At 56.9% G+C, this 22,856-nt stretch carries 23 protein-coding genes; 8 read left to right on the top strand and 15 right to left on the bottom strand.

The window, feature by feature from the left end:
* The first annotated feature begins 10 nt into the window (after positions 1 to 10).
* Positions 11 to 397, top strand: coding sequence for a flagellar export chaperone FliS (fliS, locus tag AXE65_RS03445; protein ID WP_068388140.1), 387 nt, complete (start codon positions 11 to 13; stop codon positions 395 to 397).
* On the opposite strand, the gene cysQ is transcribed toward fliS, so the two are convergent.
* Genes cysQ through waaA form a run of 6 tightly spaced genes read right to left on the bottom strand, consistent with a single transcriptional unit; the run spans position 356 to position 5,939 of the window.
* Positions 356 to 1,219, bottom strand: a complete 864-nt coding sequence (cysQ, locus tag AXE65_RS03440; protein WP_068388137.1) for a 3'(2'),5'-bisphosphate nucleotidase CysQ — start codon at positions 1,217 to 1,219, stop codon at positions 356 to 358. The two genes, fliS and cysQ, sit on opposite strands and share 42 nt — an antisense overlap.
* Positions 1,216 to 1,779 carry an ADP compounds hydrolase NudE gene (gene nudE / locus AXE65_RS03435; RefSeq protein ID WP_068388134.1) on the bottom strand — a complete coding sequence of 188 codons (564 nt, stop codon included), beginning with the start codon at positions 1,777 to 1,779 and terminating at the stop codon, positions 1,216 to 1,218. The genes cysQ and nudE overlap by 4 nt, the downstream gene beginning before the upstream one ends.
* A 48-nt stretch (positions 1,780 to 1,827) precedes the next feature.
* The gene (locus AXE65_RS03430; protein ID WP_068388131.1) at positions 1,828 to 2,460 is read right to left on the bottom strand and encodes a LysE family translocator; all 633 of its coding nucleotides are present in this window, start codon (positions 2,458 to 2,460) and stop codon (positions 1,828 to 1,830) included.
* Positions 2,457 to 2,645: a YheV family putative zinc ribbon protein gene (locus tag AXE65_RS03425; protein ID WP_068388128.1), complete on the bottom strand. Its 189-nt coding sequence runs from the start codon at positions 2,643 to 2,645 to the stop codon at positions 2,457 to 2,459. Before AXE65_RS03425 ends, AXE65_RS03430 begins: the two co-directional genes overlap by 4 nt.
* Entirely contained in the window at positions 2,638 to 4,662 is a 2,025-nt protein-coding gene (locus tag AXE65_RS03420; protein ID WP_068388126.1) for a M3 family metallopeptidase, read from the bottom strand. Before AXE65_RS03420 ends, AXE65_RS03425 begins: the two co-directional genes overlap by 8 nt.
* Positions 4,662 to 5,939, bottom strand: coding sequence for a lipid IV(A) 3-deoxy-D-manno-octulosonic acid transferase (gene waaA, locus AXE65_RS03415; protein WP_068388122.1), 1,278 nt, complete (start codon positions 5,937 to 5,939; stop codon positions 4,662 to 4,664). Before waaA ends, AXE65_RS03420 begins: the two co-directional genes overlap by 1 nt.
* Positions 5,940 to 6,041: 102 nt before the next feature.
* Here waaA and AXE65_RS03410 point away from each other — a divergent pair, with 102 nt between their 5' ends.
* Positions 6,042 to 6,371, top strand: a complete 330-nt coding sequence (locus AXE65_RS03410; RefSeq protein ID WP_079214027.1) for a DMT family transporter — start codon at positions 6,042 to 6,044, stop codon at positions 6,369 to 6,371.
* On the opposite strand, the gene secB is transcribed toward AXE65_RS03410, so the two are convergent.
* From secB to clpB, 5 genes are all read right to left on the bottom strand, one after another.
* Positions 6,368 to 6,841 carry a protein-export chaperone SecB gene (gene secB, locus AXE65_RS03405; RefSeq protein WP_068388116.1) on the bottom strand — a complete coding sequence of 158 codons (474 nt, stop codon included), beginning with the start codon at positions 6,839 to 6,841 and terminating at the stop codon, positions 6,368 to 6,370. The genes AXE65_RS03410 and secB overlap by 4 nt on opposite strands.
* Positions 6,842 to 6,873: 32 nt before the next feature.
* The gene (gene grxC / locus AXE65_RS03400) at positions 6,874 to 7,131 is read right to left on the bottom strand and encodes a glutaredoxin 3 (protein ID WP_068388114.1); all 258 of its coding nucleotides are present in this window, start codon (positions 7,129 to 7,131) and stop codon (positions 6,874 to 6,876) included.
* 9 nt (positions 7,132 to 7,140) lie between these two features.
* On the bottom strand, positions 7,141 to 7,554 hold the full coding sequence (locus AXE65_RS03395) for a rhodanese-like domain-containing protein (RefSeq protein ID WP_068388111.1): 414 nt from the start codon (positions 7,552 to 7,554) through the stop codon (positions 7,141 to 7,143).
* 566 nt (positions 7,555 to 8,120) lie between these two features.
* On the bottom strand, positions 8,121 to 9,647 hold the full coding sequence (locus AXE65_RS03390) for a fumarate hydratase (RefSeq protein WP_068388109.1): 1,527 nt from the start codon (positions 9,645 to 9,647) through the stop codon (positions 8,121 to 8,123).
* Positions 9,648 to 9,838: 191 nt separating this feature from the next.
* Complete coding sequence (gene clpB, locus AXE65_RS03385; RefSeq protein WP_068388106.1) at positions 9,839 to 12,403, bottom strand: ATP-dependent chaperone ClpB; 2,565 nt, start codon at positions 12,401 to 12,403, stop codon at positions 9,839 to 9,841.
* Between the two features lie 156 nt (positions 12,404 to 12,559).
* Between clpB and AXE65_RS03380 the strand changes: the two genes are divergently transcribed.
* The 3 genes from AXE65_RS03380 to gabT all read left to right on the top strand — a co-directional run bounded on the left by AXE65_RS03380 (position 12,560) and on the right by gabT (position 16,642).
* Positions 12,560 to 13,618 carry an ABC transporter substrate-binding protein gene (locus tag AXE65_RS03380; RefSeq protein ID WP_068388103.1) on the top strand — a complete coding sequence of 353 codons (1,059 nt, stop codon included), beginning with the start codon at positions 12,560 to 12,562 and terminating at the stop codon, positions 13,616 to 13,618.
* 125 nt (positions 13,619 to 13,743) lie between these two features.
* A complete protein-coding gene (gabD, locus tag AXE65_RS03375) occupies positions 13,744 to 15,192 on the top strand; it encodes an NADP-dependent succinate-semialdehyde dehydrogenase (RefSeq protein ID WP_068388100.1) in 1,449 nt (482 codons plus the stop codon).
* Positions 15,193 to 15,361: 169 nt separating this feature from the next.
* Positions 15,362 to 16,642 (top strand): 4-aminobutyrate--2-oxoglutarate transaminase, encoded by a 1,281-nt coding sequence (gene gabT / locus AXE65_RS03365; protein ID WP_068388093.1) that lies wholly within the window; start codon positions 15,362 to 15,364, stop codon positions 16,640 to 16,642.
* A gap of 90 nt (positions 16,643 to 16,732) precedes the next feature.
* Here gabT and AXE65_RS03360 read toward each other — a convergent pair whose 3' ends face one another.
* The 3 genes from AXE65_RS03360 to AXE65_RS03350 form a co-directional block, all read right to left on the bottom strand.
* Complete coding sequence (locus tag AXE65_RS03360) at positions 16,733 to 17,140, bottom strand: PaaI family thioesterase (RefSeq protein ID WP_068388090.1); 408 nt, start codon at positions 17,138 to 17,140, stop codon at positions 16,733 to 16,735.
* Between the two features lie 165 nt (positions 17,141 to 17,305).
* Entirely contained in the window at positions 17,306 to 18,238 is a 933-nt protein-coding gene (locus AXE65_RS03355) for a CobW family GTP-binding protein (RefSeq protein WP_068388088.1), read from the bottom strand.
* A 14-nt stretch (positions 18,239 to 18,252) separates the two neighbouring features.
* Positions 18,253 to 19,158, bottom strand: a complete 906-nt coding sequence (locus AXE65_RS03350) for a zinc ABC transporter substrate-binding protein (RefSeq protein WP_068388085.1) — start codon at positions 19,156 to 19,158, stop codon at positions 18,253 to 18,255.
* A gap of 56 nt (positions 19,159 to 19,214) precedes the next feature.
* On the opposite strand from AXE65_RS03350, the gene AXE65_RS03345 reads away from it, so the two are divergent.
* From AXE65_RS03345 to znuB, 3 genes are all read left to right on the top strand, one after another.
* A complete protein-coding gene (locus AXE65_RS03345; protein WP_068388082.1) occupies positions 19,215 to 19,670 on the top strand; it encodes a Fur family transcriptional regulator in 456 nt (151 codons plus the stop codon).
* A gap of 70 nt (positions 19,671 to 19,740) precedes the next feature.
* Positions 19,741 to 20,460 (top strand): zinc ABC transporter ATP-binding protein ZnuC, encoded by a 720-nt coding sequence (gene znuC / locus AXE65_RS03340; protein WP_068388080.1) that lies wholly within the window; start codon positions 19,741 to 19,743, stop codon positions 20,458 to 20,460.
* A gap of 72 nt (positions 20,461 to 20,532) precedes the next feature.
* Positions 20,533 to 21,315 carry a zinc ABC transporter permease subunit ZnuB gene (gene znuB, locus AXE65_RS03335; RefSeq protein WP_068388078.1) on the top strand — a complete coding sequence of 261 codons (783 nt, stop codon included), beginning with the start codon at positions 20,533 to 20,535 and terminating at the stop codon, positions 21,313 to 21,315.
* Positions 21,316 to 21,545: 230 nt separating this feature from the next.
* Here znuB and AXE65_RS03330 read toward each other — a convergent pair whose 3' ends face one another.
* On the bottom strand, positions 21,546 to 22,745 hold the full coding sequence (locus tag AXE65_RS03330; protein ID WP_068388075.1) for an MFS transporter: 1,200 nt from the start codon (positions 22,743 to 22,745) through the stop codon (positions 21,546 to 21,548).
* Positions 22,746 to 22,856: the final 111 nt, after the last annotated feature.

Raw genomic sequence — 22,856 nt, 5'->3', positions numbered from 1 at the left:
GAGTGAAGCGATGAACGCACTGCATGCGCTGCGTCAATACCAGCGCAATGGAACAGAGCTGCAAGTGCAGCAGGCAAGCCCGCACCGCTTGATTCAAATGCTGATGGAAGGCGCTCTGGCGCGCCTTGCCGAAGCACGCGGGGCGCTGGCACGCGGTGATATGGCGCAAAAAGGCGAGGCGCTGGGTAAGGCTATTGCCATTATCAGCGCTCTGCACGAGGGGCTTAACTTTAAGGTGGGCGGCAAACTCGCTGCCAATCTGGCTAAGCTGTACGACTATATGACGCGCCGCCTGCTTAAAGCCTCGCGTGAAGACGCAAAGACGCTGGAAGCGGCGCTCCTGGAGACCAGCGCGCTACTGTTGCGTATCAAATCCGCTTGGGATGCCATTGGTTGATAACGCATCCCGTGCAAGCTGCAATACCTCCTCACGCCAAGAGGCGGCAGCGGGCAGGGAGATAAAGCCGGGGTTGAGCAGACTTTCTTTGGGCGAATAGCTAAGCGGCTCGCCCTGTGCATCCACTACCAAGCCGCCTGCACCTTCGAGTACGCCTTGCGCGGCGGCGGTATCCCACTGTGAAGTGGGGGCCAGGCGCGGGTAGAGGTCGACTTTGCCTTCGGCCAGCAGGCACATTTTTAGCGAGCTTGAGGCTTTTTGCCGCTGCACGGCAAAGCGCATCTCGATGGCTTTGATCAAGGCATCTTGCGCGGGATTGCTGTGTGTGCGGTTGGTCGAAAGGGTAAAACCGGTGGCGGGCGGCTGGCCAATAAACAGCATCTGCGCGGCTTCTCCCGGCGGGCAAACAAAGCTGCCTAAACCCGCCCCGCCCCACCAGAGGCAGCCGCTCGTTGGCTGGCCGACCACGCCAAAGACCACGCGACCTTGCTCAATCAGCGCGACATTAACGGTAAATTCTTCGCTGCCTCGGATAAAACTGCGGGTGCCGTCCAGCGGATCAATCAGCCACCAGCGCTGCCAGTTTTTGCGCGTATCGAGCGGAATTTTGCAGTCTTCTTCCGACAAAATGGCAATATCCGGTGCGATTTGGCTTAAGCGTTGAACCAGCAGTTGATGGGCGGCTAAATCGGCCTCAGTCACCGGTGAGTCATCGGCTTTTTGCGTTACGGCAAGCGTACTGCGCCAGTAAGGCAAAATCGCCTCGCCGGCTTCTTTAACCGCCTGGATAACGGCGGGCAGTAAGGGATGGGGATGGCTCATAGTTCACCTCGCTGTTGTAATAAATCACGTGTCAGATAGAGCGCAGCCAAGGCGCGGCCATCGGTAAATTGTGGGTTGCTGAGCAGACTGTACAGGTTGTGCAGGCTGATTTTATCCAGGCGCATCGGCTCTGGCTCGTCACCGGGCAGGCGCTGCTGGTACAGGTCACGCGCCAGCACCACGGCAATGCGCTGGCTCATATAGGCCGGGGACAGGCCAAGGTCGGTTAAATATTCCAGGTTTCTGGCGGCAAAACCGGCTTCTTCTTGCAGCTCGCGGTTTCCCGCTGCCAAAAAATCCTCGCCCGGCTCAATCAAGCCCTTGGGCAGCGAGAGTTGATAATCCGCACTGCCTGCGCAGTATTCCTCGACCAAAAGGGCATGCTCGCGGTCGGCGAGCGCTACCACCATCACCGCCCCCGGTATTTGCCCGCTGCCTACCAGGCGTTCATAACTGCGCTCCACACCATTGGAAAAGCGCAATTCCAGTCGCTCCACGGTAAACAAACGACTTTTCGCCACTATTTGGCTGGAAAGGATTTTTGGGGGGGTGGGCGGCATGGCGAACTTCCTTATAGTCCGTGCGGGCAAAGCGGCATGGTAGCTGATTTATTCGACTATTCCGTTCGCAACCTGCCAAAACAGTCTGAGCGAAAACGCTATTAACAAAAAGCCCATTGCCGTTTCCAGCGTGCGTGATAGGCGCAAAAAGCGCTGGTGCAATTTAGGCTGGGTAAATAGCAGGCTGACCAGTACAAACCAGAGCGCGGTTGCCAGGCACATCCAAAGGCCATAGAGCAGGCGTACGGAAAGCGGCGTTTGGCTGCTGACCACGCTGGTAAACAGGGCGAGGAAAAAAAGCGGGGCTTTGGGATTGGTGGCGTTGGTCATAAAGCCCAAGGCAAAAGCGCGGGCGGGATGGGCGGCGCTGGCCTTATGGTTATCGGCCGTTTGTGCTGTGGTTTTGCACGGGCGGATAAACATCATCCCCAAATACAGCAACCAGCCCGCGCCCAAGAGTTCGGCGCTGCGCATCAGCCAGGCGCTGCTTTGCAGCAGTGCCGCGACGCCGATCAAGCTGTACAGCACATGTACGCAAATCCCCGCGCCAATGCCAAGGGCAGTCAATATGCCGATGCGCCGCCCAAAGTGCAGGCTCTGGCGCAAGATCACGGCAAAATCAGGCCCCGGCAGGGCAACGGCGAGCAGGTGCAAGGCGGCGACGGCGAGAAACTCGCTCATGGCACAAATTTAACCGGCTGCACTGGCTGTGGGGCAGGGGCGGGCGGCGGTGTTTCATCCAGTCGCCGGTAATGGCCGCAGCGTACGCATTCGCGCTGGTAAATGCCGTTTTCTTGCCAGACGCGGATGCTGTCCATTGCTGCGCAATCAGGGCAGACGGCACTGGCGATAAAGCGCTTAATCATCGGTTAATCCCGAGTGACGCAGTAGCGCGTCGATGGAAGGTTTGCGACCACGAAAGCGCACAAATAAATCCATCGCTTCTTCGCTGCCGCCGCTTGCCAAAATGGCACCCCGAAAGGCGCGTCCGGTCTCTGCATTAAACAGACCATCCTCTTCAAAACGGGCAAAAGCATCCGCCGAGAGCACTTCTGCCCATTTATAGCTGTAATAACCGGCGGCATAACCACCGGCGAAGATATGCGAGAAGCTGTTGGCAAAGCGGTTCCAGCTCGGTGGAATAAGTACCGCGATGCGCTTGCGCACTTCATCCAGCACTTGCTGCACGCTTTTGCCGTCTTGATTTTGGTGCAGTTCAAGGTCGAACAGGGAAAACTCCAACTGCCTTAGCATCATCAATGCGGACTGAAAATTGCGCGCGGCCAGCATGCTGCTGAGCAATTCAGTCGGCAGCGGCTCGCCCGTTTGATAATGGGAAGAAATCAGCGAAAGCGCCTCGCTCTGCCAGCACCAGTTTTCCATAAATTGGCTGGGCAGCTCGACCGCATCCCAAGCCACGCCGTTGATACCGGAAGCGTCCAATTGGTCAACTTCACTTAATAGATGATGCAGGCCATGGCCAAACTCATGGAACAGCGTGATGACGTCATCATGGGTTAAAAGCGCAGGTTTGCCCGTTGCCGGCGGGCTGAAGTTGCAGACCAGATAAGCATCCGGGCGTATCAGTGCGCCGTTTTTATCGCGGCGGCGGTCTCGCGCGTTATCCATCCAGGCGCCGCCGCGTTTGCCTTCGCGGGCGTACAGGTCAAGGTAAAAGCGGCCAATCGGCTCGCCTTTTTCGACTATGGCAAACAGGCGAACGTCTTGATGCCAGCGCTCAAAGTGCTGCAATTCGGTCACTTCAATCCCATAGAGCTTATGCACTATGGCAAACAGGCCAGACAGCACCTTATCGATGGGGAAATAAGCACGCAGCGCTTCTTGCGACAGGCTAAAACGGCGTTGTTGCAGTTTTTCGCTGAAGTAACTGATGTCCCAACTTTGCAGGTCGCTTTGGCCTGATGCTTCGGCAAAGGCTTTAAGTTCGGCTAAATCGTTTAGCGCAAAGGCGCGGCTGCGCTCGGCGAGGTCTTGTAAAAAGCCGATCACTTGCTGCGGCGATTCGGCCATTTTGCTTTGCAGGGAAAGTTCCGCGTAATGGGCAAAACCCAGCAGCTTGGCCTCTTCTTCGCGTAGCCTTAGGATTTGCTGCATCAGTGGGCCGTTATCGAATTGACCGGCATTTGGCCCTTGATCTGAGGCGCGGGTCGCGTGGGCGCGGTAGACGGTCTCGCGCAAGGCGCGGTTATCGGCGTAGGTCATTACCGCGTGGTAGCAGGGGTATTCCAGCGAAACCCGCCAGCCTTGCTGGTTTTTGCGCTCTGCGGCTTGCTGCATCTGCGCTTTGGCAAGCTCCGGCACGCCACAAAGCTCGGCTTCATCGGTAATCAGTTGATGCCAGTGTTCGGTCGCGTCGAGTAATTGATTGGAAAAACGGCTGGTGAGTTCTGCCAGCTCTTGCTGGATTTGCGCAAAGCGTTGTTGCGACTCTTGTGGCAAATCAATGCCGGACAGGCGAAAGTCGCGCAAGCTGTTTTTAACAATGGTTTGTTGGGCAAGATTTAAGCTTTTGTCCTGCGAAAGCGCTTGGTACGCCGCAAATAGCCGCTTGTTCTGCCCAAGTTCAGTGCTGTAGGCGGAAATTTTCGGCAGGCAGTTTTCATAAGCCGTGCGCAGTTCTTGGTTGTTGCATACGGCATTTAAATGCGAAACCGGACCAAAGGCACGGGAAAGCTTGGCGTCTAATGCTTCCAGCGGCTGTACCAGTGATTGCCAGGTCGGCGGATGGGGTTGGTTTTGCAGCAGTTCGTCGATATTTTTGCGGTTTTCGGCGAGGATGCTGTCAATCGCCGGTTCCACATGGCAAGGTTTAATGGCAGACCAAGGCGGTAGGTCAAAGTCGCTCAGCAAGGGATTGCTCATCAGGGTTCCTTCAAAAGTGAGTGCAGCCCATCGAGCAGGCGATTGAGTGCACCTTGATTGGCTATGAGTACGGATTGTGCGGCTTCTCGCATCTGCTGCGCCTGCTTTGGGTTATCCCATAAAGTGGCGAGCGCTGCGGCTAAGGTTTCGGCATCAGTGACGTATTGCAACGCGCCCGCTTGCTTAAGCTGCGCGGCAATGTCGGCAAAATTAAACAGGTAAACGCCTGATAGCAGCGGCTTGCCGAGCGCGGCAGGTTCCAGCAGATTATGTCCGCCGCGAGGCACCAATGAGCCGCCGACTAACGCCAAATCCGCCAGTGCGTAGAGAAATAGCAGCTCGCCCAGCGTATCGCCCAGCAGCAGTTGGGTGCTTTCGTCCACCGGCTCGCCTGCTCCGCGGCGTTTTACGCTAAAGCCTTGTTGCTGGCAAAGCGCATGAACGCTGGCAAAGCGTTCGGGGTGGCGCGGCACCAAAATCAGCAAGGCATCGGGACGCTTTTGCAGCAGTGTTTTATGCGCGGCGAGTGCGATTTCATCCTCGCCCGCATGGGTGCTGGCGGCAATCCATAGCGGACGGTTTTGTGCTTGCCAGTCGCCGCGCAGTGCTTGTGCGCGTTCGGCGATACCTTCGGGCGGGCGGACATCAAACTTGATCGAGCCGGTCACGTCTACCCGCTCAGGCAAGGCGCCCAGCGCCACAAAGCGCTCGGCCTCAACCTGGCTCTGTACGGCAAGCCAACTGAGTTCGCTGAGCATAGGGCGGGTTAGGCGAGCAAAGCGTGCATAACCGCGTGCTGAACGCTCGGACAATCGCCCATTGGCGAGCACAACCGGGATATTCAGACGAGCGCATTGGTGGATATGGTTAGGCCAGAGTTCGGTTTCCATCAAAATGGCAAGCCTTGGCCGTAGTCTGCCGATAAAACGGCGCGCCGCCCAAGGCAGGTCATAAGGCAGATAACAATGCTGCACGCGCTCGCCAAACAGGGCGCGAATCCGCGCGGAACCGGTCGGCGTCATGCAGGTTAGGGTAATCGGCAGATGCGGATAACGCTCAAGCAAAGTCTGAACCAAAGGTGCGGCGGCGATGCTTTCGCCCAAGGAAACCGCATGCAGCCAAATACCGTCGGGCTGGGTTTTGGGCAGACACAAGGCAAAGCGTTCAGGCACACGCTTGGCATAATCGGCCGCACGCAAAGCACGAAAGAGCAGCCTTAAGGCAATCAATGGCAGCGCCAAGTGCAGCAGCAGGTTGTACAAATAACGCACAAGCATGACTAAGGGCTGAGAGGGGTAGGGGGTAAGGACATCACAAGGTTTGGCTCTAATACAAGGGAGTCTCTACAATGGCGCAGGTATTTTATGGACATAGCATCAATGAGCCCCTATCTCTACCTGACCATTGCGATTGTTGCCGAAGTGATCGCCACCAGTTCACTTAAAGCCATTAAGGGATTAGCTACGCCCTTGCCGCTTTCGCTTGCCGTGGCAGGCTACGGGATTTCCTTTTGGATGCTGATATTAGTGATGCGCAGCCTGCCGGTAGGGATTGTTTATGCCATCTGGTCAGGGCTTGGCATTGTCTTGGTCAGCATTGTTGCGCTGTTTATCTATAACCAAAAACTCGACCCCGCCGGCATTATCGGCATGTCGATGATTATCGGCGGGGTAGTGGTGATCAACCTGTTTTCCAAAGTCAGCCACTAATTGGCGGCTTGTTCCTGTTGGCGGCGCTGCATTTCCTGTGCATAGAGCGCATCAAAATTAACTGGCGCGAGCATTAACGCCGGGAACGAACCGCGAATAACCAGGTTATCCAACGCCTCGCGCGCATAGGGGAATAAAATATTCGGGCAAAATGCCGCCAATGTATGGTGCATGGCGGCATTATCCAAACCTTTAATCAGGAAAATACCGGCTTGTTGCACTTCGGCAATAAAAGCCACTTCTTCGCCGGTTTTAACGGTAACCGAAAGGCTTAATATGACTTCATGAAAATCATCACCCAATTCGGTTTGTTTGGTATTTAAGGAAAGCTCAACCGCCGGTTCCCATTTATGTTGGAAAATTTGCGGCGCTTTGGGCGATTCAAAGGATAAATCCTTAATATAAATGCGCTGTACGGCAAACTGTGTTTCATTGTTTTGCGCATTGGCGCCGTTGCTGTTGTCGGTCATTTTGGTTATTTCCTTGGGGGATAAAAAGTCAATCAGTCGGTCAATAGCCTATCCAATTGGCCGCTGCGTTCTAAAGCATATAAATCATCACAACCGCCAATATGCTGCTCGCCAATCCAAATTTGCGGCACAGTGCGCTTGCCTGATTTTTGCATCATCTGCGCACGTAATTCGGGCTTGCCGTCCACGCGAATTTCATCAAAGGCCAGATGTTTTTGCGTGAGCAAGGCTTTGGCGCGGATGCAGTACGGGCAAAAATCGCTGGAATAAATCAGCACCTGTTGAGGCATGGTTTTTTCCTAGCGAACAACGGGCAGGCTGTCGGCCCGCCAACCGCCAATCCCGCCTGCTAGTCTACTCGCCTTATGCTCGGCCTGATGCAGCGTGCGGCAGGCGCTACCGGCGTGTTGCCCGGCGGCGTCGACCACAATCAGCGTTTTGCCCTTGTATTTCTCAAGCTCGCCAATACGCCCGGCCAGCGCGGCATAGGGGATATTCACCGAGCCGGTAATATGCCCGGCGGCAAAGTCCTTATCGGGTCTTACATCCAGCACCACGCCTTGTTCTGAGTTAACCAGCGCGGTCAACTCGCGGCTGCTCAAACTCTTACCGCCGCGCCTTGATTCAGTGACAATCAGCAGCAACAACAACGCCGTAAACGCCCCGCAAAGCAGCGGATGGTTCAAGACAAATTCCAACAATTGGGCGGGCATGCAAGGCTCCACAGACAAAAAACGGCGGCGAGTATAGCACAGAGATTGACCGGCTCAGATGGCAAGGCTTTAACCAATGACTGCCAAAGAAATAAAGGCCATGCAGTATGAGACTTACTTGTTGAGTTAATAGCGATAATGGCAACCAGGATAAGATTAACCGATAAAGGGCAATTAACCTTTAGTAAGCAATTGATGGAGCCTATTAAGGTTAAAGCTGGTGAGGCGGCAGAAAAAATAAAGTGGATATTATAAGCCTTGCTGGCCGCCTAAAAACGGACATCCACTTGGCGGACGAAGAAATACAGCAAGCTATTATTCAGGGGTATGTTGAAAGTGGTATGGGTGGTATTAATTAAAATGAAAATAATAGTGAGTAGTGACCATATCATCTTTGCTTCTTTCGATAAAAAAGCGGTACGTTTGCTTATGGCGCAAGGCGTACCGGCTTTAATTCCTTGATTGGCCGACTTTATAGATGGCCAACCACTATAAATAAGTTAAAGAGGGCTTTGTTGTGCTGGTAAAAATACCACTGCTCTATGTTCGTCCTGTTGGGTGGCGATTTAAACCGTGATTTCATGCGCCAGGTTTTCCTGGATTTTCTGCCGCCAAATCGCAGGCCCGGTGTTGTGTACCGAAGTGCCTAAGCTATCGACGGCAACGGTAACCGGCATATCTTTAACTTCAAACTCGTAAATCGCTTCCATGCCGAGTTCAGCAAAGGCGAGCACGCGCGATTGTTTAATGGCTTTGGCGACCAAGTAAGCCGCGCCGCCGACGGCCATCAGGTAGACGGCTTTATGGTCCTTAATCGCTTCAATCGCTGCAGGGCCGCGTTCGGATTTGCCAATCATGCCCAAAAGGCCGGTGCTTTCCAGGATTTGGCGGGTGAATTTGTCCATGCGTGTGGCGGTTGTAGGACCTGCCGGGCCTACTACTTCGCCTTCGACCGGGTCGACCGGGCCTACGTAGTAGATAAAGCGTCCGTTTAAATCCACCGGTAGCGGCTCGCCTTTATTCAGTAAATCGACCAGGCGTTTGTGCGCCGCGTCGCGGCCGGTGAGCAGTTTGCCGGATAACAGCAGGGTTTCGCCGGGTTTGAAGGATTGCACCTGTTCACGGGTGATGGTATCGAGATTGACCCGCCTTGCGCCGGGGCCGACTTCCCAGACGATTTGCGGGTAGGCGGAAAGTGGCGGCGGGGTTAATTGCGCCGCGCCGCTGCCGTCCAGCACAAAATGCGCGTGGCGGGTGGCGGCGCAGTTGGGAATCATGCAAATCGGCAGGGACGCGGCGTGGGTCGGGTAGTCCATGATTTTGACGTCCAAAACCGTGGTTAAGCCGCCTAAACCCTGCGCACCAATGCCGAGTTGATTGACTTTGTCGAACAGTTCCAGACGCAGTTCTTCCGTGCGGTTTTGTGCGCCGCGTGCTTGCAACTGGTGAATATCGATAGGGTCCATCAGCACTTCTTTGGCCATCAGCGCGGCTTTTTCTGCCGTGCCGCCAATGCCGATACCCAGCATGCCGGGTGGACACCAGCCCGCACCCATTTGCGGCACGGTATTAAGTACCCAATCGACGATGGAATCCGATGGATTGAGCATGGCGAGCTTGGATTTATTCTCCGAACCGCCGCCTTTGGCGGCAATGCGCACATCGAGCGTATCGCCGGGCACCAAGCGGCAGTGGATAACGGCGGGCGTGTTGTCTTTGGTATTGCTGCGCTTGCCTGCCGGGTCTGCGAGGATGGAGGCGCGCAGCGGGTTATCCGGCAACAGCCAAGCGCGGCGCACGCCTTCGTTGACCATATCTTCAAGGCTCATGCTGGCATCAGCGAAGCGCACATTCATGCCCACTCGCAAAAATACGGTGACGATGCCGGTGTCCTGGCAAATCGGGCGGTGGCCGGTGGCGCACAGGCGCGAGTTGACCAGAATTTGCGTCATGGCGTCCTTGGCGGCTTGCGACTGTTCGCGCTGCCAAGCCTCGTGCATGGCTTCGATAAAATCGAGCGGATGGTAGTAGGAGATAAATTGCAGCGCATCCTTAACGCTCTCTATCAGGTCTTCTTGGCGAATAACGGTCATGTCTAAACTTTTATACCTCTTGGAGAACGGAAAAACAGAAGCCGGTCAGATTAAGTGTGGCATTTAAGCGGCTAATTAACTAGGCTTTGTTCCCGTTTCAAACGTGGCGAAGGCGAAGCCAGATTTGCAGCAATAAGCGAGTCACGCCGCGGCGCACAAATCTGCCCCGCCCTGCGGGCTGCTGCGGTGTTTTAGGCAAAGAGAATATCCCCGTCTTTCACTGTTGCCTTAATGGTGCTGCCTGTTTGGAATTTTCCGGCGAGGATTTGCTCTGCCAGTGGGTTTTCCAAATCGCGCTGGATGGCGCGTTTAAGCGGTCTTGCGCCGTAGATGGGGTCGTAGCCGGCGAGGACTAGTTTATCCAGCACTTCGGTGGAGCATTCCAAGGTTAAATCACGTTCGGCTAAACGTTTGCAGAGGCGATCAAGCTGGATGCGGGCGATGCCGGCAATCTGCTCCCAAGCCAAGGGTTCAAACACCACCAACTCATCAATACGGTTGATAAATTCCGGCCTAAAGTGCGCCGATAGGGCATCCAGCGCCGCCGCGCGCTGCGCCTCTTTGTCGCCTGCGAGTTCCTGAATGCGCACTGCACCCAGGTTGGAGGTCATCACCGCCACTGTGTTGCGAAAATCCACGGTGCGCCCGTGGCTGTCGGTCAGGCGGCCGTCTTCGAGCACTTGCAGCAGGATGTTAAATACGTCCGCGTGGGCTTTTTCGACCTCATCCAGCAAGACGACGGAATAAGGCTTGCGCCGTACCGCTTCGGTCAAATAGCCGCCTTCTTCATAACCGACATAGCCGGGCGGTGCGCCAATCAAGCGGGCGACGGCGTGTTTTTCCATAAACTCGGACATATCGATACGCACCAGCGCGTCTTCGCTGTCGAACAAAAACTCAGCCAGCGCTTTGCACAGTTCGGTTTTGCCGACGCCGGTTGGCCCTAAAAACAAGAAGGAGCCACTCGGGCGATTCGGGTCAGCAAGACCTGCCCGCGAGCGGCGCACGGCGTTAGCAACGGCGGTGACGGCTTCATTTTGCCCAATCACTCGCAGGTGCAATAATTGCTCCATTTTCAGTAGTTTGTCGCGTTCGCCTTCGAGCATTTTGGCAACCGGAATGCCGGTCCATTTGGAGACCACTTCGGCGATTTCTTCTTCGCTGACTTTATTGCGCAGTAGTTGACCCGGCGCCTGCCCTGCGCTTTCTCCGCTGGCAAGGCGGCGCTCCAAATCGGGGATCACGCCGTATTGCAGCTCGGCCATGCGCGCGAGGTCGGACTTGCGCCGCGCCGCGTCCAGCTCGGCGCGCGCTTGCTCGATTTGCTGCTGGATTTGCGCGGTGGACTGCACTCCGGCTTTTTCGGCCTTCCAGATTTCTTCCAGATCGGCGTAGTCCTGCTCCAGCTTGTCGATGTCTTCGACCAGTTTGGCAAGGCGCTGTTTGGCCGCTTCGTCCTGCTCTTTTTTCAGCGCTTCACGCTCGATTTTCAGTTGGATTAAACGGCGCTCAAGCTTATCCAGCGCTTCTGGCTTGGAGTCAATTTCCATGCGGATACGGCTGGCCGCTTCGTCGATTAAATCGATGGCTTTATCCGGCAACTGGCGGTCGCTGATATAGCGTTGGCTTAAGTGGGCGGCGGCAATTAAGGCGCTGTCGCTGATGGAGACGCCGTGGTGCACTTCGTAGCGCTCTTTCAGGCCGCGCAAAATGGCGATGGTGGCCGATTCGTCCGGTTCATCCACCAGCACTTTTTGAAAGCGCCGTTCAAGGGCTGCGTCTTTTTCAATGTATTTGCGGTATTCGTCCAGCGTGGTGGCGCCGACGCAGTGCAGCTCGCCGCGGGCGAGCGCGGGTTTGAGCATATTGCCCGCGTCCATCGAACCTTCGGCCTTGCCTGCACCGACCACGGTATGAATTTCGTCGATAAACAAAATCACCCGGCCTTCTTGTTTGGCGAGTTCGGCCAGCACGGCTTTTAAGCGTTCTTCAAACTCGCCGCGAAATTTGGCTCCGGCAATCAACGCGCCCATATCGAGCGAGAGCAGGCGTTTGTCCTTTAAACCGTCCGGCACTTCGCCGTTGACTATGCGTTGCGCCAGTCCTTCGACAATCGCGGTTTTGCCGACACCGGGTTCGCCAATCAATACCGGATTGTTTTTGGTGCGCCGTTGCAGTACTTGAATGGTGCGGCGGATTTCATCGTCGCGGCCAATCACCGGGTCGAGCTTGCCTTCCTCGGCGCGGCGGGTCACGTCTGTACAGTAGTTGTCCAGCGCTTTACGCGCGTCTTCGGCATTCGGGTCATTAACGCTTTGCCCACCGCGCAGATGGTTGATGGCGTTTTCCAGCGCTTTTTTTGTCACGCCTTGCGAAAGCAATAGTTTGCCGAGACGAGTGCTCTCATCTAACGCGGCGAGTAGCACCCACTCGCTGGAAATAAATTGATCCCCTTGCTTTTGCGCGAGACGGTCGGCCTGATTCAGCAGGCGCAGCAAGTCCTGCGACGGGTTCATATCGCCGGTGGGATGTTGCAGTTTGCCCAAGCCATCGAGTGCGTTATCCAGCGCTTTTTGCAGTGCGCCAAGGTCAAAGCCGACTTGCGACAGCAGCGGCTTGATCGAGCTGCCTTGCTGATTCAGCAGCGCCTGCATCAGGTGCAGCGGGTCAATGGCGCTATGGTCGCGGCCAATGGCGAGGGACTGCGCATCGGCAAGCGCAAGTTGCAATTTGCTGGTCAAACGGTCTGTGCGCATGGCGTTTTCCTCAAATTTCAGAAAAGTAGTGGAAATTTCTCTGATAAATGGTGGGTATTTGCAGCGGCTTCAAGGGCGAGTTTTGCGACAAATCGGCACTATTGGTTTGACTGTGCTTCAATGGCGGCGGGCATAACAAATCCAAGGAGACCCCTTATGAAAAATCCCTTTTTCAGCTTGGCCGCGGCTTTACTGATAAGCAGCGGTCCACTGGCGGCGCAAGAAAGCATTAACTTGGTGACCTTTGGCGGCGCTTATGGCGATGTGATCCAGCGGCATATGGCGACGCCGTTTGCACAACAAAGCGGCCATAAAGTGCTGCCTGGTGCTTATAGCGGCGGCCTCGCCGAAATCAAGGCGCAGGTTACGGCAGGAAAAGTGATGTGGGATGTTGTCACCATTGAAGAGGCTGACCTCGAACGCGCCTGTTCGGAAGGCTTGCTGGAAATTATCGACCCCGAGCAACTGTCGAGCGCGCCGGATGGTACACAGGCCACGGCGGACTTTATTGAGGGCAGCCTTGCGCCCTGCGGCGTACCGACCATTCTTGGCTCAACCGTATTTGCCTATAACCGGGACACTATCGGCAAGGTCGTGCCAAAAACGCTGGCCGACCTGTTTGACGTACAAAAAATCCCTGGTAAACGCGCCTTCCAGCGCCGCGCCACGACCTTGCTGGAGTGGGCGCTGCTTGCTGATGGCGTGCCGCGCGATAAGGTTTATCAAGTGCTGGCAACCGAGCAGGGGCTTGCCCGCGTGTTTGCCAAACTCGATAGCATCCGCGAGCACATTGTCTGGTTTGAATCCTGGTCGCAATCGCCGCAGCTTTTAAACGACGGCGGCGCGGTGATGGTGCAGGCGGTCAATGGGCGCATTTACAACGCGATCAAACAAGACGGCAAACCCTTTGTGATTGTCTGGGACGGCAATGTTTACGGCTTTGACCGTTTCGCCATCCCCAAAGGCTCGCCACGGCGCGAGGCGGCGTTGCAATTTATTGCCTTTGCCACCTCGACTGCGCCGCTGTCCGGTATGGCCGATATTGGCTATAGCTCGCCGCGCCGCTCATCCAGCCTGCTTGCCGCGCCTGACCTGCTGCCCTTTTTGCCGGCCACGCATACCCAAGTAGGGCTTCATATCCATACCGATTTTTGGGCGGATTACGGCGCAATGTTGGATGAAAAGTTCAGTGAATGGTTGTTAAAAGGGCAGTAAATCCATACCTTGGCTTTTCACTTGAAGCGTCTACAGCATTTCAATCATGATGTGCGGCTTGAAGCACAGCACAAGCATTCAGTTCGCCGCCCGTTTTGGATGGCCGTTTCTTAAAAGGAGCAATTATGCAATTACAAGATCAATCCCTGTTTCGCCAGCAAGCCTATATCGATGGTGCTTGGCTTGATGCCGACAGCGGACAAACCATTTCCGTCAATAATCCAGCGACCGGCGAAACCTTGGGCACGGTGCCGAAAATGGGCGGTGCCGAGACGCGCCGTGCGATTGAAGCCGCCGAACGTGCCTTGCCCGCTTGGCGTGCGCTGACCGCTAAAGAGCGCAGTGCCCGTTTGCGCAAATGGTTTGAGTTGATGCTCGAAAATCAAGAAGACTTAGCCCGCCTGATGACCTGCGAGCAAGGCAAGCCCTTGGCCGAATCGCGTGGCGAGATTGCCTATGCCGCCTCCTTTTTGGAATGGTTCGCCGAAGAAGGCAAACGCATTTACGGCGATACCATCCCCGGGCATATGGCAGACAAACGATTAATTGTCATCAAGCAGCCGATTGGTGTCACCGCCGCCATCACGCCGTGGAACTTCCCGGCCGCGATGATTACCCGTAAAGCCGGGCCTGCGCTTGCCGCCGGTTGTACGATGGTGGTCAAACCCGCCTCGCAAACGCCTTATTCGGCGCTGGCGCTGGCGGAATTGGCTGAACGAGCGGGTATTCCGGCGGGCGTGTTTAGCGTCGTCACCGGCAGCGCGGCCGCTGTCGGCGGTGAGCTGACCGGCAACCCGATTGTGCGCAAGCTGAGCTTTACCGGCTCAACCGACGTAGGCCGTCAGCTGATGGCCGAATGTGCCAAGGACATTAAAAAAGTCTCGCTGGAACTCGGCGGCAACGCGCCCTTTATCGTATTTGATGATGCCGATTTGGATGCGGCGGTCGAAGGCGCGTTAATCTCCAAATACCGCAACAACGGGCAAACCTGTGTTTGCGCCAACCGCCTCTATGTGCAAGATGCGGTCTATGAGGCGTTTGTGGAAAAACTGCAAGCCGCCATTGCCCGCTTAAAAATCGGCAACGGCTTGGATGACGGCATTACCACCGGTCCTTTGATTGACGCAAAAGCGGTCACCAAGGTGCAAGAACATATCGCCGACGCCACCGCCAAAGGTGCGAAAGTCGTCAGCGGCGGCAAACCGCATGCCTTGGGCGGCACTTTCTTTGAACCCACGATTTTGGTGGATGTGCCGAAAAATGCACTGGTCGCCAAGGACGAAACCTTCGGCCCGCTCGCGCCGCTGTTTCGTTTTAAAGACGAGGCAGAGGTTATCCAGATGGCCAATGACACGGAGTTTGGTCTGGCCTCGTATTTCTACGCCAAGGATTTATCGCGGGTATTTCGTGTAGCTGAAGCGCTCGAATACGGCATGGTCGGCATCAATACCGGGCTGATGTCCAATGAGGTCGCGCCCTTTGGCGGGGTCAAAGCCTCCGGCCTTGGCCGCGAAGGTTCCAAGTACGGCATTGAAGACTATGTGGAAATCAAATACCTGTGCTTGAGCATCTAAATCACTCGCGAAGCAAGGCGTGAAAGAGCACGCGGCGCTTCGCTTTAAAGCCGTAACAGCGGCTGATCAAACTGAGGCAGCGGCGGGTAAAAACGGTCGATAAGCGTATGCCGCGCTTTTGCCCGCCTGTGAGCTTCGCGCCGCGATAGCGGCCATCAAAGGAAAAACTATGAGCAATAACAACCAAACCCTGCTGCAACGCCGCCATGCCACGGTTGCCCGTGGCGTTGGGCAAATTCACCCGATTGTCGCCGAACGTGCAGAGAACGCCACGGTTTGGGACGTGGATGGGCGCGAATACATCGACTTTGCTGGTGGCATTGCCGTGCTTAACAGCGGCCATCTGCACCCGAAAGTCATTGCCGCCGTACAAGAGCAATTGGGCAAACTCTCGCACACCTGCTTTCAGGTGCTGGCCTACGAGCCTTATATCGCCCTGTGCGAAGAAATCGCCAAACGGGTACCTGGCGATTTCGCCAAGAAAACCCTGCTGGTTTCCACCGGTTCCGAAGCGCTGGAAAACTCCATCAAAATCGCCCGCGCCGCTACCGGTCGCGCCGGAGTGATTGCCTTTACCGGCGCTTATCACGGCCGCACCATGATGACGCTGGCGCTAACCGGCAAGGTCGCACCCTACGCGGCAGGCATGGGGCTGATGCCGGGCGGCGTGTACCGCGCGCTTGCGCCTTGTGCGCTGCACGGCATCAGTGAGGATGCTTCCATTGCCAGCATCGAACGCATCTTTAAAACCGATGCCGATGCCAAGGACATTGCCGCCATCGTCATCGAACCGGTGCAAGGGGAGGGCGGTTTCTACGTCAACTCGGCAAGCTTTATGCAAAGACTGCGCAAACTCTGCGACAGCCACGGTATTTTGCTGATTGCCGATGAAGTGCAAACCGGCGCAGGTCGCACCGGCAGCTTCTTCGCCTGCGAGCAATTGGGCGTGGTGCCGGATTTAACCACCTTCGCCAAATCGGTCGCCGGAGGCTTCCCGCTCGCCGGCGTGACCGGCAAGGCCGAAATCATGGATGCCATCGCTCCGGGCGGGCTGGGCGGCACTTACGCCGGTAGCCCGATCGCCTGCGCCGCCGCGCTCGCCGTGCTTAAAGTCTTTGACGAAGAAAACCTGCTGCAACGCGCCAAGGATTTGGGGCAGACCCTGCAAAACCGTCTGCGCGAGCTTGGCAAACAGCACAAGGTCATAGGCGACGTGCGCGGCTTGGGCGCAATGGTCGCAATGGAGCTGTTCGAGAACGGCGATTTAAGCAAGCCCGATGCCGCGCTCGCGGGCAAGCTGGTCGAACGCGCCCGCGATAAGGGGCTTATCCTGCTGTCCTGCGGGGTTTACGGCAACGTGATCCGCTTCCTGATGCCGCTGACCATCCCTGATGCACAGCTTGAGCAGGGCCTTTCCATCGTTGGCGAGTGCCTCTCAGAACTGGCTTAAGTTCCTCCTTGCAACACCGCCTTGGCTGCCGTTAAGTAGGCCGCCAAGGCTTAACGTTTTGCTCCTCTGGTCAAACGAATCGGATCGAATTCAGACTGCGGGGACGACAGTTCCCTGAGCCAAGGCACAAAGCTTGCGGCTCTCTCCATCCTCCGCGTATATCTCGCACTGACAAATGGCCATCCGCTTTCCAGTGCTGCGTGCCTGAGCGTTGGCGATAAGCCTGAGACCAACGCCAGGGCGGATATAGTTGATTTTGAATTCAGCCGTCAGCGCGTTGCCCCGCAAAGCGATACCACCTGCGAAGGTGATGGCGTTATCGGCCAAGTAGCTGATGACACCACCATGCACGAAACCGTGCTGCTGCAGATGGTGATCTTCGATGGTGAGGGAAAGCTGTGCGCTGTCGCCTGTGCAGGCAGTCAGCTTTGCGCCGATGAAACGACTGAAGGGCTGGCTGGCAAACACTTGCTGCGCGAATGCCTGAATATCTTCCATTAGCGGTCTCCTGGGGTGCTGAGGCGCACCACAAAACGAACCCGTTGAAAAGCACCGAACAACAAACACCGCACTGATGCGCGACCCAGCAAGGACGGGCTTGCCGCGCTATTTGGTCAAGGGCGCAATGCCAAAAATGCCAAAATCAGTTTGATGTAAGTTCTTTTAGGTCTCAAGTAAACAACTTTCCAGTTTGTTGATTAAGGTATTTTGTCCGTTAAAGTCACTTTGCGCGATAAAAACCAAGTGCATGGGCTGTTCATTTTGCTGGGCTGGATGAAATTCGCAGCGTCCGCCTACCTGTTGCAGCCAGAACGGGCGAGCCTCGTTATCCAGACGTATCAAGCCTTTGAGGCGTAAAAGTGCGGCGGGCAGCTCGGCAAGCCATCGGCGCAGGCGGGTGCTGTCGAAACGGCCAGCGCTTTGCCAATGCCAACTGCTAAACAGTTCGCTGTGTGCCTTTGCGTGGCTGTGCGCGGTTTCGCTGGCGGATGGTTCGTCATGACGGGGCGTGCGCCAGAGTGCGTCCGGAAGTTCAGCCTGCACGCATTCATGCAGTAGGGCGCGTGGGTTTTGCCGGGTAAAGCGTTGGCGCAGCTCGTCAAGTTGCGCGGCGCTGGCAAGGTCGGTTTTATTGAGCAGCAATACATCGGCGGCGGCGGTTTGGGCGCGGGCAAGGCGGGCGTAGTCGCCTTCCAAGGTTAGATGATGGCTGCTATCGACCAGGGTGATCACGCCGTCCAGCCGTAATAGCTGTTTTAACCGCGGGTAGGCCAGCGTCTGGATAATGCGCTCGGGGTCGGAAACACCGGAGCATTCAATCAGGATGCGTTTTAGTTGTGGCCTGCGCCTGGCAAGGCTTTCAAGCTGCGCGAGCAGGTCATTTTGTACGCTGCAACAGATGCAGCCGTTTTGCAGGCTGTAGACGGCATTGCTGGCTTCGCCAAGCCGCTCGGCATCAATATTGAGTGCGCCAAAGTCGTTGACGATAACGGCCGATCCGTCCATATCGGGCGCACTGAGCAGGCGGTTAACCAAGGTGGTTTTACCCGCGCCCAAAAATCCGGCGAGGATGATAACGGCGGTTCGATGATCCATAGTCTTTTGTTCGGTTATGAGCGCAAAAGGCAGCCCGTCAAGTCGCGGCTCAGGTTTTCCATCAGCGTTTCGTAGCCGCGGGCGTTGACTTTAATCGCACTGCCCAGCGCATCTAAGGGTTCAAGGCGCAGCGGCAGTCCGGCGATCAAAGTTTCGGCCAAGCGCGGGCGCATGGGTGGTTCGTAGAATACACAGCCAGCTCCTGCCTGCTGCAAGCGTTCACGCATGGCGGCGACTTGGCGCGCGCCGGGGGTGACTTCCAGCGCAATGCTGAAAACCCCTGCGTGTTTGAGGCCGTAAGCGGCCTCGAAGTAGTCAAAGGCGCGGTGGAAGACAAAAAACGGCCGGCCTTCGGCGGCGCTTAACTCGCCGGACAGGCGCTTATCGAGGGTATCAAGACGTTCGCTAAAAGCCGCAAGATTAGCCTGATAGCGCGGCGCATGGGCGGGGTCGAGCGCGGCCAAATCGGCGGCCATGCGCCCTGCAATCACCCGCGCATTGGCGGGCAGCAGCCACAGATGGGCATCGATCATGCCGGGGCGATGGTTGGCATCGGCGTTGCTGTTTCCATCGGCGGCAAACTGGCGCAGCTCAAGGCCAGCAAGCTGCTGCACGGCTATGCTGGCTTTATCGCGGCTGCTGAGCACGCGCGGCAGGAAGTTTTCAAGGTTTGGGCCAATCCAGTAGAACAAATCCGCTTCGGCGACTTTCCTCACCTCAGACGGGCGCAGCGCATAGGCGTGCGGCGAGGCCCAGGGCGGCAGCAGCACATCGGGCGTGCCAAGGCCGTCCTGCACGGCGGCGGCAATCAACTGTAGCGGCTTGATGCTGGTCAGCACGCGCACCTTGGCGTGGGCACTTAGCGCCAGTAACAGGCTGAAAAAAACCAGTGGTAAACGAAACAAGGCGAGGGACTTCATGCAGCGGCAAATGTTATAAGATAGCGTCTTTTCACCCTCTACCGCCAGTTTCGTTTATGAATGCTACGCGCCCTCCCAGTTTGTCTAGCAATCTCGCCGCCGCCGAGCAACTCTGCGCACAGCGCGGGGCGCGTTTAACCACGCTGCGCCGCCGCGTGCTGGAGCTGGTTTGGGGCAGCGAAAAACCGCTCGGTGCCTACGATATTCTCGCCGTGTTAAGCGAGGCCGACCGTCGCCGCGCAGCGCCGCCCACCGTTTACCGCGCCTTGGGCTTTTTGCTGGATAACGGCTTGGTGCACCGCATTGCTTCGCTTAACGCCTTTATCGGCTGCTCGCATCCACCGCACCATCACGCCGGTCAGTTCTTTATTTGCCGCAACTGCCACAGCGTGATGGAGATGGAGCAAGGTAGCATCCACCAAGCCATTGCCGCTGCCGCGCAGTCCTTTAGTTTTGCCATCGAGCAGCAAACGGTAGAAGTCTCAGGTCTGTGTGCCACTTGCAGGGCCTGATACCTGGCAAAACGCCTTTACTCCCTTCGCCCGCTTGCGGGAACGGGGAGGGGATAAAGGTGCCGCGCTGATGCCCTTGGTTCAGTTGGATGGCGTAACCCACGCCTTTAACGGCAAAACGGTGCTGGATAAGGTGGCCTTGCGCGTTCGCGCCGGGGAAATCGTCACGCTGATTGGCCCCAACGGCGCGGGCAAATCCACGTTGGTGCGCGTGGTGCTGGGGCTGCTTAAACCCGCTCAAGGACAGGTGCAGCGCAAGCCGCGGCTACGTATTGGCTATATGCCGCAAAAACTGTATCTGGATGCCAATCTTCCATTATCTGTACTGGATTTTTTGCGGCTGTTGCCGGGGATTACCCGAGATAAAGCGCAAACTGCATTGGACGAAGTGGGCGCAGTGAGCGTATCGAACAACCCACTACACCAGCTATCCGGCGGTGAATTGCAGCGTGTGCTGCTGGCGCGGGCGCTGCTGCGCGAACCGCAGCTTTTGGTGCTGGATGAGCCGGTACAGGGTGTTGATGTGAATGGGCAGGCCGAACTGTACCGCCTTATCAGCCGTCTGCGCGACCGTTACCAGTGCGGCGTGCTGATGGTCTCGCACGACCTGCATCTGGTCATGCACAGTACCGATTGGGTGGTTTGCTTAAACCGCCATGTTTGCTGTACAGGTCATCCGGCACAGATTACCTTGGAGCCTGCCTATGCCGAACTGTTCGGTGAACTGGCCGTTTATACGCACCATCACAACCACCGGCACGCCATCAGTGGACAAGTGCGCAATGTATAACGGGCTTTTAATCCTAACCCCCTCGCCCGCCTGCAGGGTAGGGGAGAGATACCCTTGCCTGGCCGATTAAGCATGCCTGTTTTTTTACAAAACGCGCTGCTGGCAGGCTTTGCACTGGCACTGGTGGCCGGGCCTTTAGGCTCTTTTGTACTGTGGCGGCGGCTCGCCTATTTTGGCGACACCCTGTCGCATGCGGCGCTCTTGGGTATCGTCCTGGGCTTTTTATTGGACATCGCGCCGACGCTGGCCGTAACAGTTACCTGCCTGTTGCTCGCTGTACTGCTTTTATTGCTGCAACAACGGCAGAAACTGGCGGCAGACAGCGTGCTGGGCATCCTTGCGCCCAGCACCTTATCGCTGGGGCTGGTGCTGCTGAGCTTTATGCGCGATGTGCAGGTCAATATCGAAGGCTACCTGTTCGGCGACCTGCTCGCGGTATCGCGTGGCGAACTGATCCCGATTTTGGGCGGCAGCGCCTTGGTGTTGCTGCTGCTGGCACTGCTCTGGCGGCCGCTGCTGCGCCTGACCTTGCATGAGGAACTGGCCGAAGTCGAAGGGCTGCCGGTCGCCGCACTGCGCCTTGCGCTGATGCTGATGCTGGCGCTGGTGATTGCCCTTGCCATGAAAGTGGTCGGCATGCTGCTGATTACCGCCTTGCTGTTGATACCCGCCGCCGCCGCTCGCCGCCACGCCAAAAGCCCGCTGCAAATGGCCGTCCGCGCCAGCCTTATCGGCCTTTTCGCAGTCGCGCTCGGCATCAGCCTGTCCTGGTTTGCCGACACGCCAGCCGGTCCTTCCATCGTACTTTGCGCCGCGGCGTTGTTTTTACTATCGCTGCTGCTGCCAAATCGTTAGCAGATACAGTCGCTTCCTTTCAGGAAGCGCTGCTTTACTAAACCGATTCAGAAAAACTTTAGTGAGCCTCTGAACAAGTCGAGCGGCAAGCAGGTGCTACGGTTCGGGATGGGCTGCAAGGCGCAAACCACAGCGATAGCCGCAGCTCTGGCGAGGATTTGCAACGCGGCAGAACGCCCGAATCCGTAGAGACATGCGGCGCGCTGAGTTGTTCAGAGGCTCCCTTGCTTTTACGCCGCCGCCTGCCGGTTTTTGCGCTCAAACACCGCCAGCGCCAATTGCGCCAGCAGCACCACTGCAACTATCGGCGATAAATACAGGTTGATGATGTCCCAGCCCGCCGTATTGAGCAGGTGGCCGGAAAAGAAGGACGCGGCGGCGACGGTGCCGAAAATCATAAAGTCGTTGAGCGCCTGCACCTTGGCGCGTTCCGCAGGCTGGTAGCAGTCCGTCACCATAGCCGTGGCACCGATGAAGCCAAAGTTCCAGCCCAGCCCCAGCAAAATCAATGATCCCCAGAAGTGCAGCAGTTCCAGCCCGCCCAGCGCGAGCAGGCCGGAGGCGGCAATCAGCACCAGGCCCGTCGCCGTCACGGCGTTGTTGCCGAAGCGGTCGATCAGTCGTCCGGTGATGAAGCTGGGACCGAACATGGCGAGCACGTGCCATTGCAAACCCAAGATGGCGGTGCCGCGCTCGAAACCGCAGGCCACCATCGCCATGGGCGCGGCGGTCATGATAAAGCTCATCAAACCAAAAGAGACGACCCCGCCCATCACGGCGACGATGAAGCGCGGAGCGCGGATGATTTCACTTAATGGCCGACCGGTGTCACGTTGCTGCTGCGGGCTCAATTTGGGCAGGCGTAGCAGCGCCAGCAGTGGCACAGAGAGCAGCGCCAGAAAGGCAAAGCCCAGAAAACTGGCGGCAAAAGGCGTAGCGGGCAGCATGCCGTCGGTGAGGATGATGGTTTGCGGGCCGATGACCGCCGCCAGCAGCCCGCCGACCATGATCCACGAAATCGCGCGGGCGCGGCGTTCGGGCGCTACCGCATCGGCCGCCGCAAAGCGGTAGCTCTGCACGCACGCGCCGTAAAACCCGCACATCGCCACGCCCAGAGAAAAATACAAAAAACTGCCAGCAACGATGCCCCATGCCGCCAGTGTTGAAGCCAGCATGCCGATGATCGCCCCCAGCAAATAAGCCGCGCCGCGCCCGAAGTGGCGCATGGCCCAGGCGGCAGGGATGGTGGACAGCGCCACACCAAGCTGATACAGGCTGACTGGCAGGGTCGAGAGCGCCGGATTGCTGCTCAACATCTGCCCCACCATACCGCCCAGCGCGATAATGATGGAAGGCGATGCGCCGCCCAGCGACTGCACCGCAACCAGCAAGCCCAGATTGCGGTTATCGGATGGGGTGGAAACGCTCATGGGCTTCTCCGTGCCGACAATGGGATGAAAAATGAGGGGGGGGAAAATGAGAAGAAATACAGGGAAAATACCGTTGCGAGCATAGTACGCGCGATATTTTTAAGGATGCTC

Source organism: Ventosimonas gracilis, from assembly GCF_001580025.1.
Taxonomy (GTDB): domain Bacteria; phylum Pseudomonadota; class Gammaproteobacteria; order Pseudomonadales; family Pseudomonadaceae; genus Ventosimonas; species Ventosimonas gracilis.
Note: the sequence above shows the minus strand (reverse complement) of the source record. Positions and strands in the feature narration are given on the sequence as shown.